Annotated in this window: 10 protein-coding genes and 2 other annotated features; of the genes, 1 reads left to right on the forward strand and 9 read right to left on the reverse strand. The window is 32.7% G+C overall.

Annotated elements, in window-relative coordinates:
• Positions 1-49: 49 nt before the first annotated feature.
• The 7 genes from RCG18_RS23380 to RCG18_RS23410 form a co-directional block, all read right to left on the reverse strand.
• Entirely contained in the window at positions 50-481 is a 432-nt protein-coding gene (locus RCG18_RS23380) for a hypothetical protein (protein ID WP_308038391.1), read from the reverse strand.
• A 115-nt stretch (positions 482-596) separates the two neighbouring features.
• Positions 597-1,382 (reverse strand): tetratricopeptide repeat protein, encoded by a 786-nt coding sequence (locus RCG18_RS23385; protein ID WP_308042097.1) that lies wholly within the window; start codon positions 1,380-1,382, stop codon positions 597-599.
• A gap of 225 nt (positions 1,383-1,607) precedes the next feature.
• The gene (locus RCG18_RS23390) at positions 1,608-2,384 is read right to left on the reverse strand and encodes a tetratricopeptide repeat protein (RefSeq protein WP_308038392.1); all 777 of its coding nucleotides are present in this window, start codon (positions 2,382-2,384) and stop codon (positions 1,608-1,610) included.
• A 61-nt stretch (positions 2,385-2,445) separates the two neighbouring features.
• Positions 2,446-3,249, reverse strand: coding sequence for a 4-hydroxy-tetrahydrodipicolinate reductase (gene dapB / locus RCG18_RS23395; RefSeq protein ID WP_308038393.1), 804 nt, complete (start codon positions 3,247-3,249; stop codon positions 2,446-2,448).
• 86 nt (positions 3,250-3,335) lie between these two features.
• Complete coding sequence (gene ilvB / locus RCG18_RS23400) at positions 3,336-5,000, reverse strand: biosynthetic-type acetolactate synthase large subunit (RefSeq protein ID WP_308038394.1); 1,665 nt, start codon at positions 4,998-5,000, stop codon at positions 3,336-3,338.
• 30 nt (positions 5,001-5,030) lie between these two features.
• A complete protein-coding gene (ilvC, locus tag RCG18_RS23405; RefSeq protein WP_308038395.1) occupies positions 5,031-6,032 on the reverse strand; it encodes a ketol-acid reductoisomerase in 1,002 nt (333 codons plus the stop codon).
• 130 nt (positions 6,033-6,162) lie between these two features.
• The gene (locus tag RCG18_RS23410) at positions 6,163-7,359 is read right to left on the reverse strand and encodes a PLP-dependent aminotransferase family protein (RefSeq protein WP_308038396.1); all 1,197 of its coding nucleotides are present in this window, start codon (positions 7,357-7,359) and stop codon (positions 6,163-6,165) included.
• A gap of 84 nt (positions 7,360-7,443) precedes the next feature.
• Positions 7,444-7,642: a binding site (T-box leader), on the reverse strand.
• Positions 7,643-8,030: 388 nt separating this feature from the next.
• Positions 8,031-8,225: a binding site (T-box leader), on the forward strand.
• A 47-nt stretch (positions 8,226-8,272) separates the two neighbouring features.
• Between RCG18_RS23410 and ilvD the strand changes: the two genes are divergently transcribed.
• Positions 8,273-9,958, forward strand: a complete 1,686-nt coding sequence (ilvD, locus tag RCG18_RS23415) for a dihydroxy-acid dehydratase (protein ID WP_308038397.1) — start codon at positions 8,273-8,275, stop codon at positions 9,956-9,958.
• A gap of 141 nt (positions 9,959-10,099) precedes the next feature.
• Here ilvD and RCG18_RS23420 read toward each other — a convergent pair whose 3' ends face one another.
• Both RCG18_RS23420 and RCG18_RS23425 read right to left on the reverse strand, forming a co-directional pair.
• On the reverse strand, positions 10,100-10,651 hold the full coding sequence (locus RCG18_RS23420) for a rhodanese-like domain-containing protein (RefSeq protein ID WP_308038398.1): 552 nt from the start codon (positions 10,649-10,651) through the stop codon (positions 10,100-10,102).
• Positions 10,652-10,904: 253 nt separating this feature from the next.
• Positions 10,905-11,810, reverse strand: a complete 906-nt coding sequence (locus tag RCG18_RS23425) for a RelA/SpoT domain-containing protein (protein ID WP_308038399.1) — start codon at positions 11,808-11,810, stop codon at positions 10,905-10,907.
• Between the last annotated feature and the right edge of the window lie 79 nt (positions 11,811-11,889).

Raw genomic sequence — 11,889 nt, forward strand, 5'->3', positions numbered from 1 at the left:
AACCATAGGTTATGCTTACCTATGGTCCTTTTACTTTTATTATATTGCTCTACTCCAGTAATTCCTTTACATCCTTATATACCAAGCTATTAGATATACCACCATAATACCTTACAATATCGTCAATTACTGTAATAGGAGGTTCAAATCCTCTATTTATTATATCCTTTATCCTTTCAAATTCTCCTTCAAGTTTAATTTTATCTAGATCTATAAATTCAATTATAGTTTGATCCTTTACATCGCTTTCTTCAATAAACTTTTTTAGTTCATTATATAAATCTCCTACAGTTTTTGAAGCATTTGTTTTGCATCCACCACCGCATCCACTGTGAGAATTTTTACTACTGGAACAACCACTGCATGAACTTTTTTTACTAGAGCAGCCAGAACAGCCATTACCTTTATTACTGCATCCACATCCACTTGATATAGGTTGCTCCTTAACTCCAAATATTTGTACCTTTATTATATTATTCATTATGTTAAAATCCCTTTCTACATATATAACTACCTTATATTAAGGATTATATCACTTTTATTTGTTAAATCAACAATATACAAATAAAATTAAAGAGAGCTGATTTTAATATGTTTTATATATTAAAACAAAGTTTGCCTCCACACTTTTTACACTCTGCTTTGATTGTACTTCCGCATTCTTTTAATTTACATATCAGTGCTAAATTGTAATACACTTCATTATTATAAGGATTCAATTTTATAACTTTCATATAGTCTTTTATTGCCTTTTCATATTGGCATTGATAATAAAATGCAACTCCTCTGCCGTTATATGCATCTTCATATTCATCATTGACCTCTATAGCATCGCTATAGTCTTTGATTGCTCTATCATAATCCTTCATAATGTAATGTACAATTCCCCTATTATAAAAGGCTTCTTCATCAAGAGGATTTAAATCTATTGCTTTATTAAAATCCTTTATCGCCATAAAAAAATTATCCTGCATTTTATAGGATAAAGCTCTGTTAAAATATGCATTTTGATTTAAGGGGTCCAATTCTATGACTTTGCTATAGTCTTCTATCGCTTTTTCATAATCATTCATTTCATAATAAACAATGGCTCTATTATTATATGAATTCTTATCTTCTATATTTAGTTCTATAGCTTTTGTGAGATCCTTTATTGCCATATCATATTGTTTTAAATCCGCATAAACACCTGCTCTGTTAAAATAAGCATCCTGATATTGAGGATTTAGTTTTATAGCAATTGTATAAAATTTAATTTTATCAGATTGATTTATTTCATAATAGGCTCTATAGAAGAATTCTTCTGCTTTCTCTATTTTAATTTTACTATCAATATTTTTTCTTTTGATTTCATTTAATTTAATTATATTATTAATATTAATCCCCCCTTATAACAACCTATTTATTAATATATGATATAATCATAAAAATTGCTTTTAAAAATTTTGTATAATTTCCAAAAACTTAGGCGAAACTCTATTTTAATATGCAATAATGATTGTTGTAAATATAATATTTTAATATAGATGAGTCAGCTTTCAGCCTTTTCTATCTATATAGCTGTTTTAACATTATATATCTACTATAAAAGTAAGGGTTCCACCCTTTTAGTTGGAACCCTTACTTTTTAAATCTAATTCAATACATTTTTTATAATCTGAACATATGGTATTGCACATATTTTTCTGTTTACATACAAGAGCCATGTTATAATACACTTCCGGATTATTAGGATTTAGCTTAATAACCTTAATGTAATCATCAATAGCTTTTTCATATTTACCCATCTGGTAAAACACAACTCCCCTATTATTATAGGCACTTTCATATTCATCATTTATCTCTATTGCTTTGCTATAGTCTGCTATTGCTCTGTCAAAATCATTTAAAGCATAGTATATAATTCCTCTATTATAATACGCCTCTTCATCTTCTGGCTCCAAACTAATTACTTTAGTGAAATCCCTTATTGTATTTTCGTAATCATTCTGCATTTTATGTGCCAAGCCTCTGTTAAAATAAGCATTTTCATCAACAGGATCTAGCTCTATTATCTTATTATAATCTTGTATTGCCTTATCGTATTCTTTTATTTCATAATAAACAACAGCTCTGCCATTATGAGCATCTTTATTGTTCGGATTTAACTCAATTGCTTTCGTAAAATCCTTTATTGCCATATCATATTGTTTTAATCCCTTAAAAACTATGGCACGGTTATAGTAAGCATTTTCATGTTTAGGTTCATTACTTATAGCCATTGTATAGAACTTAATCTTTTCATCTGTATATATTGAATAAAATGCTCTATTATAGAATTCTTCAGCTAATTCTTTTGTGTTTCTTCTTTTATATCCCTTAAGTTCAATTACCTTGCTATTCATTATAATCATCCCCTCTAAATCGCTTACTAATTATTATATGAATATTGCAAAACTATGATTATTATTCATTTATTCCTAAAACATCTTTTACTGTGTATAGCCCTGGACCTTTATCCTGTAAATATAAAGCTGCATTACAAGCACCATTTGCAAAGCAGTCCCAATTATGTGCGTGGTGAGTGATTTCTAATCTTTCTCCCATAAGTCCAAACATAACCGTATGACTACTAGAGATATCACCTGCCCTAAGGGAATGATATCCTATAGTACCTTCTTTTCTAGATCCCTTGCCTTCTCTTCCATGTACTGCAACTTCCTTAAGTTTTTTTCCTAAAGCTTCTGCTATTACTTCACCCATTTCTTTTGATGTTCCACTTGGAGCGTCCATCTTATACCTGTCGTGCATTTCAATTATTTCTATATCAGACATACTGCCTATAGCTTCTGCAGCAGTACTCAAAAGCTTATACATAAGGTTCACCACCATGGAAGTATTTGCTGCAAATAAGACAGGTATAGACTTTGAGATTTCTATAATTCTATTATATTGATCTTCTGAAAAACCTGTAGTGCCGCATACTACTGCTTTATTATACTTTAATGCGATTTCTAAAACTTCCATTGAACACTCAGTAGTTGTAAAATCAATTATCGCATCACATTTATCAATTATATCCTCTAGGCTATCTACAACCAATGCCCCAATTTCTTCACCGACTCCTGCAGCTAGTCCTGCATCTTTTCCTATATAATCTCTTCCATGTGGAGCTACTGCACCAACAATAGTCATATTCTCCATCTCTTTAGCCAATTTAATTATTGTCTTTCCCATCTTACCTTTTGGTCCTATTACTATTATGTTCATATTCCCACTCTCCTACCCATCAATAAATTAAATATTTAGATAATTATACCACAAATTACGAGAATAGGAGTATTACTAATTTTCATCTATCCAATACTTTGAGCTATAGCTGCCCCTGGAGGTACAATAGGATATACTTTTTCATCTCTATTTATTTCACATTCAACTATAACAGGTTCATTTAAGCTAAGTGCATAACTCAATACCTCTTCAATCTCATTGTTATTTTCTATCTTCATAGTCTTAATCCCATAGGCATATCCTAATTTTATAAAATCAACATCTGGGCCTAATTGTGTATGACAAAACCTGCCTTGATAGAACATATCCTGCCATTGATGCACCATACCTAAGGCATGATTATTTAAAACTAGCTGTACTACAGGCAGTCTATACTTTGCTATGGTAGCTAGTTCTGTAGAATTCATCTTAAAACTACCATCTCCTGCTACATTAATTACTTTTTTATCGGGATTACCTACAGAGGCTCCTATGGCAGCCCCAAGGCCGAACCCCATAGTACCGAGTCCTCCTGAAGATATGAATGTCCTAGGTTTGGTAAATTTGAAATATTGAGCTGTCCAGATTTGATTTTGACCTACTTCTGTAGTTAAAATACAGTTCCCTTCTGTGAGATGAAATAATTTTTCCATGATGAGCTTTGGACTTACATGAAGACTTGTATTTGATTTTCCAACACTGAGTTTCTTCCAGCTATTAACTTGGTCAAGCCAATCTACATTGTCTTTTTGACAAGCTTTCTCTGTTAAAACCTTTAAAACCTCTTTTACATCTCCTTTTAAAGCCACATCAATGTTTACATTTTTCCCAAACTCTTTAGGGTCAATATCAATATGAATTATTTTAGCATCTGGCGCAAAAGCTTCTACTTTGCTAATTACACGATCACTAAAACGTGCGCCTACTGCAATGAGCAGATCACATTCAGTAACAGCATAATTTGAACACTTACTTCCATGCATACCTACCATCCCCATATAGTTTTCATGAACTCCAGAAAAAGCTCCCATTCCCATTAGTGAACAAGTTACTGGTGCATTTATTTTTTCTGCAAAGGACATAAGTTCATCCTGTGCACCAGATATAACTACTCCCCCACCAGCATAAATTACAGGTCTCATGCTACTGCTTATAAGTTCTTCTGCTCTTCTAAATTCTTCTTCATTATGCTTTAAGTTTATTCTTTTTCCTTTTGGCTTTTCAACTTCAGCATATTCATAGTCAATTTCTGCTATTTGTATATCCTTTGGAATATCTACAACAACAGGGCCTGGTCTTCCTTCTCTTGCTATATTAAAAGCTTCCCTTATAGTACTAACGAACTTATCTGCCTCTGTAACAATATAGCTTTTCTTTGTTATAGATGTTGTTATATCCACAATGTTTACTTCCTGAAAAGAGTCCTTTCCAAGTAAACTCTGAGGTACCTGCCCTGTAAATACCACTAGCGGAACTGAATCTCTATAAGCTGTTGCAATACCTGTAACTGTATTAGTAGCTCCTGGACCTGAAGTTGCAAGGACAACTCCTACTTTTCCTGTAGATCTTGAATATCCATCAGCAGCATGAGTAGCCCCCTGCTCATGTGCTGTTAGTATATGAGTTATTTCTTCAGTGTTATACAGGGCATCATAAATTGGTAATACTGCTCCACCTGGATAACCAAATATTGTGTCTATGCCCTGCTCTTTTAAACATTCTAATAGTACTTCTGCGCCCTTCAATTTCATAATGATACCCCCTTTTAAAGTTTGGAAAATCTATTTACTTTCAATCCATGACATCATAGCTCTAAGTTCTTTACCTACTTTTTCTATAGGATGATTTTGTTCTTTTCTCCTCTTTGCATAAAAGTATGGTCTATTAGCTTGGTTTTCTAATATCCAATTTCTCGCAAAGGTTCCATCTTGAATTTCGCTAAGGACTTTTTTCATTTCCTTTCTTGTATCTTCAGTTACTATTCTACTTCCAACACTATAGTCTCCATATTCTGCTGTATCGCTTATAGAATATCTCATGTAGCTTAAACCACCTTGGCTCATCAAATCTACAATAAGTTTCATTTCATGTAGACATTCAAAATATGCATTTTCTGGTGAGTAGCCAGCTTCTATTAATGTTTCAAATCCAGCTTTTATAAGCTCAGTCACACCTCCACAGAGAACTACTTGTTCACCAAATAAATCTGTTTCAGTTTCATCTTTAAAGGTTGTCTGTAGAACTCCAGCTCTAGTTCCTCCTATTCCCTTTGCGTATGCTAGTGCATAATCACAAGCTTTCCCACTATAATCCTGATATACTGCAAATAAGCAAGGAACTCCTTTCCCTCCAACATATTCACTTCTAACAGTATGACCTGGCCCTTTTGGTGCCACCATAAATACATCTACATCAGCAGGTGGAACTATTTGATTAAAATGAATATTAAATCCATGAGCAAACATCAGTGCTTTTCCTGCAGACAAGTTTTCTTCTACACTTTCTTTATATACTTTACTTTGTTTCTCATCAGGTATTAAAAGTATTACTAAATCTGATTCCTTAACGGCGTCAGCTACTTCTAAAACCTTAAATCCAGCTTCTTTTGCAAGTTCCCAAGACTTGCTTCCTTCATACAATCCTACTACTACATCTACACCACTTTCTTTTAAATTCAACGCATGAGCATGTCCCTGGCTGCCATATCCAACAACTGCAACTTTTTTCCCTTCTAATAAACCTAAATCTGCATCCTTATCATAATAAACTTTTAATCTTTCCATTTTTATTCCTCCTAAAATTTTAGTTATATTAATTAAATTTTCAAATGTTATTGAGCTCAATAATGTGCTATTTTATTTATATAAACTTGAATTTATGTGATATTTTAACTATTGAAAGTTAAAAAATTTTTTATTGGTAGCTTTTTAAAACCTCACCAAGTCTTTTTATTCCTTCTACAATCTGATCATCTTTCATGCTTGAGAAGTTCAACCTAAAATTATTTCTACAATTGCCATTTGGGTAGAAGGCTATTCCAGGAACAAAACCTACTCTCATTTCCATTGCCTTTTTCAAAACATCTGATGCATCTAAGTTTTCTGGAAGCGTTACCCATAGGAAAAGTCCTCCATTAGGGTGAGTGAATGAACAGTTTGATGGAAACTCTTCTTGAATAGCTTTTAACATTAAATCTCTTCTTTTCTTATAAACAGCAGTTATTTTATTTACATTTTCTTTTAAATCATACATCTTCATATACAATGCTGTTTCTTTTTGAGACATAGTATTTGTCTGCAAATCTACAGATTGTTTAACAAGTAAATATTGATCTAAAAATTCCTTACTTGTGCATACCCAACCAATTCTTAATCCTGGACAGAATACCTTTGAAAATGTTCCATGATATATCACTCTGTCATCTGTATCAAAACTCTTAATTGCTGGAAGCCTGTCTCCTTCAAAAATTAGATTCCCGTAAGGGTTATCTTCTAGAATAAGTACATCATACTTTTGTGCTAATTCAACCATCTTTTTTCTTCTTTCAACTGGCAGCGTTATACCTGTTGGATTTTGAAAATCTGGTACAGTATATATAAATTTAGCATTGGGATTATTCTTTAAGGCTTCTTCAAGCTCTTCCATTACCATACCTTCATTATCCATTTCCACTTCAACAAATTTTGGTCCATAGGCTTGGAAGGCAGTTATTGCACCTAAGTAACTAGGACTTTCACATATAACTACATCTCCCTCATCTAAAAATATTCTTCCTGAAAATTCTAATGCTTGCTGTGATCCACAGGTTATCATTATGTTGTCTGCTGTAGTATTTACACCAGCCTCTGCCATAATTTGTTCCGCAATAATTTCTCTAAGATCCTTAACACCATTCGTCGAGCTGTATTGAAGAGCATTATGCCCATCTTCATCAAGTAGCTTTTGAGTAACCTTTTTCATCTCTTCGATTGGAAAAAGCTCTCCATCAGGGAGCCCACCAGCAAAGGATATTACCTCTGGCATTTCTGTAAGTTTCATGATCATTGCAATTACTTTATCTGCTTCACTGCATCCACCACTACTAAGTCTCTTTGCAAATTTATTTTTCATAACAACACCCCTTAACATAGTATTTAGTATTATAAAATATAGTATTATTCACATCTAAAAAAGAATAAAAAAAATCAAACCTCTGCCTGGGGCGAGAAGTTTGACCGCGGTACCACCCAAATTTTTTACTTTATCAGATAACGACTTTTGCCGGCACAACTTACTTTTAATTCAGTCTGCAACTCTAGGGTGATTTTCAATAGTTTCCGATTTGTGAGCTTTCACCTACCCTCACTCTCTTTAAAATCTTTCACCACTTACTCGTCCCTATCATAGTTTTTGGTTTATATAATTATTAAAGTCTATTGAACAAAATGTTTATTCATTCACCATTTGTGAAAATCATAATATTAATTCTTTCACTTGTCAATATATTTTTTAATTTTTATTTTTTCATTTTTTCTCTTCTTTTCTTTTGCTACATTATAATGCATTTACGAATTTTATGTTTTAAAGCTTTGTATTATGCCATTTTAATAAAATTTAATGTAATTTATTGATTATTTGTAACAAAACGTTTTCATGCAACTTTTAAATCAGCTGAAACACAACCTTCACTCTATGCAATGTTCGACATCAAATAATTCATTTTTCTAAACAAGCTTTAATAAAAAATTTATATTTATTCATTGACACAAAATTCAAATTATAGTATATTAATTGACAATACTAAAAAAATTATGACAGGGAAGAGTAAACAAAACCATGCTTTAAAGAGAGTGGGATAAGGTGAAAGCCCATAAGCTAACGTTGTTGAAAATCACCCTTGAGTTGCTAAGCTGAATTTTATTAAGCTTAGCCGGCAGAAGCCGTTATTTAAATTAAGTTATAATTTGGGTGGTACCGCGACAGACCTCGCCCCATTGTGGGGAAGGTCTGTTTTTTATTTCATAAATTTTAGGGGGTTATATACATGACAAAGTTGAATTGGAGAAGTAAAGAGGTTACAGAAGGAGTTGCTCGTGCTCCCCATCGTTCATTATTTTACGCAATGGGATATTTACCAGAGGATTTAGAAAAACCTTTAGTTGGAATAGTAAATGCCCATAATGAGATAATACCAGGGCATTTTCATCTAAATGAAATAGTTCAAGCAGTTAAGCTTGGAGTAAGTGCTGGTGGTGGAACACCAATAGAATTCCCAGCAATAGGCATTTGTGACGGCATTTCCATGAATCACAGCGGTATGAAATATCCTTTAGCAAGTAGAGAACTAATAGCAGATTCTATAGAAGTTATGACTATGGCTCATAAATTTGATGCTTTAGTACTGGTTGGAAACTGTGATAAAGTAGTGCCTGGAATGCTTATGGCTGCAGCAAGGCTTAATGTACCTGCCATTTATATAAGCGGCGGTCCAATGCTTACAGGTAATCATAAGGGAAAGACGCTAGACTTAGTGAGTACATTCGAAGGTGTTGGTGCATATGCGGAAGGAAAAATAAACTCTGATGAACTTGCACAAATTGAAAATTCTTCTTGCCCAACCTGTGGAAGCTGTTCCGGTCTTTTCACTGCCAACACCATGAACTGCTTGGCAGAAGCTTTAGGTATGGCTCTTCCAGGCAATGGCACTATACCTGCACCTTACGGCAGTAGAAAGCAATTGGCTAAAAGAGCAGGTATGCAAATAGTTGAACTTATAAAAAGCAATATAAGACCAAGAGACATATTAACTTTGAAAGCTTTCAAAAATGCAATAGCTCTTGATATGGCTATTGGTGGGTCAAGCAATACTACTCTTCATCTTCTAGCCATTGCTGATGAAGCAAAAATAAATCTTAATTTAAAGGAATTTGACACTATCAGCAGAGAAGTTCCTAACATAACAAAGCTCAGTCCTTCTGGAAAGCATAGTATAGAAGACTTAAACAATGCTGGTGGGATTTCTGCAGTGCTTAAATTGCTTAAGGATGCAGAATTGATTGAGGCAGATACTATCACAGTTACAGGAAAGACTTTAGGTGAAAATATCGCTGATGCTGAAGTTTTAGATTCAACTGTAATAAAACCGCTAGGCAATCCTTACTATAAAGAAGGTGGAATAGCAATACTTAAAGGGAACTTAGCACCAGATGGAGCTGTTATAAAACAATCTGCTGTTGAGCCAGAAATGCTTTATCATCGTGGTCCTGCAAGGGTATTTAATTCTGAAGAAGATGCTTTTACCGCAATCATGAATAGACAGATAAAATCTGGAGATGTTGTTGTAATTAGATATGAAGGTCCTAAGGGATGTCCTGGAATGAGAGAAATGCTTAGCCCTACCTCTGCAATAATTGGAATGGGACTCGAAAAATCTGTAGCTTTACTTACAGATGGCCGATTCTCAGGAGGCACTAGAGGACCCTGTATAGGTCATATATCTCCAGAAGCCTATGAAGGAGGACCAATTGCAGTATTAGAAGATGGAGATATCATAGAAATAGATTTGCCTAATAGGTTTATAAAGGTTGAACTGTCTGATGAAGAACTTAAACAAAGATTCTATAATTGGACTGCACCCCCTATAAAAGCGGACAAAGGAACCTATTTATATCGCTACAGCAAGTTAGTCACTTCAGCAAGTACTGGTGCAGTTCTTAAAAAAGATTTTTAAAATAAATTAGCTTCCCCGTAGTTGTGTACCCCTCTCATTTATATAACAAGCTGTTACTCTTTGATAGGGATACATAACTACTTAATTTTGTATTAGAATTTAGTCATCTTTGGCTTGTTATTTTCTTTCAGATGCCTTACTTTATTTTTCTTCTGCGTATTTTGCATCTCTCCATGCAACTATTCCACCTGGATATCTATACACATTTTTATATCCTGATTCTTTTGCTATTTTAGCTCCAACATCACTTCTCTCACATGCAACAAAACCACAATATATTACAACTGGTTTATTTTTATCAGCTGGAAGTAATTTAACAAAAGCTTCTTTTTGTTCTGGTTTAACATCTTTTATTCCTGTCTTAGGTAATTCTGCATTAACAGCACCTGGAATATGTCCATCTTTAAAGTTACTCGCAGGCATTGTATCAACAATGACCATATCTTTTTTGCTGTCTATCCATGACTTTAATTCTTCTGAGCCTACAATTTGATACTTACCTTCTTCTGATGTTTTAACAAGCCTCATTGCAGCCTTTTCAATATTTATTTCATTTCCGTCTACTGCTGTTCCAGCTTTCTTAGTAGCAGTTGTTTGTTGTGCTGCTTGTTGTCCACTATTTGATGAACAACCAGCAAGTAGTGAAACCGCTAGTATACTACTTATAAGTATAATTAATCCCTTTTTTTTCATAATTAAACCTCCTATGTACAAATCAACTTAATTTTAGCAAAATTATACATTATTTTTAACAATTATTAAAATTTAAAATATTCTCATTTATATCTATAATTTATTTAAATTTGACTATCTTTTTTGCAATTTTATTATTAGTAAATCTCTTTTGCATTCTTACAACCAATAAAAATAAATTCAAAATTTACTACTTAATAATTAAAGGGTATGTATTCCGCTAAAGTAATACATACCCTTTAATTATTAAAACTTAAGGTTCCTTTGGCACTGCTTCAAAAGATTTTGTCAAATTGTCTTTCAATATTATATTATCCAAACTTGATAATATTGATTGCTTATCTTTCTCATCTAATTGAGCCTTCTGTTCAATCATATCTATTAATTCTTTTATCTGATTATTTTTTTGTTCTATTATATTTTCGTATTTTTCTTCCATCTCAGTCCAATTCTTATTCAATAGGTTTATTAGTGAAGCCATTTCATCGGAGCTACCTGCTATACGATTAAATAATAAAAGATTTAGCTCTAACACTTCTGGAATTTGGCTATGAGAATATCTAAGCTGGTGGTCTATTTCGCCATATCCCTCTTCAAATATTGTTCTCACTTGAATCTCTGCTATAACCTGCTGATTTGTTGGAAAAAACTCTATTAAATAGTGAACAGATCGATAGCCAGATTTTCTAGATTTGATTTGGATATCTAACTCCTCAAATCTTTTAGTATCGTCACCCTCTCTAACATTAGCAGTTATTTCAATAACCTTCCACGTTCTTAATATAAAATTATGAATATCTTCCCAATCATCTTTAAAAATGTGTATTGCCCTTATACCTATAAGGTCATTTATTTCATTTTTATAATTATCTACAGTAAATTGAAAATCTGAACCATATTTTTCTTTTCTATCTGGAGTCTTTCTAATAATTTTTTCAATTAATCGTTCTCCATCCTTTACTCTAGCTTTTACTGAGTGTATTTTCTCATGCGTTCTTAAAGTATTTGCAATAAAATTAGCTTGAGTTTCATAGCTGTCCTTAAATTTATTAAAGTCAACATATATTTTATCCAAAACATTCCAGTCAATTCCATTTTCTATAATAGTATTCTCTGAAATATGGTATCTCTTCGAAAATTTTTCCTTAATTAGTTCCATACTTTGTCCTCCTGATATAATGAAATCCTTATAATATAATATTACCACATATACTATAATAAGGTGAAAAGATTCTGAG

This window comes from Clostridium sp. OS1-26 (assembly GCF_030915445.1).
In the GTDB taxonomy this organism is placed as follows: domain Bacteria; phylum Bacillota; class Clostridia; order Clostridiales; family Clostridiaceae; genus Clostridium_AM.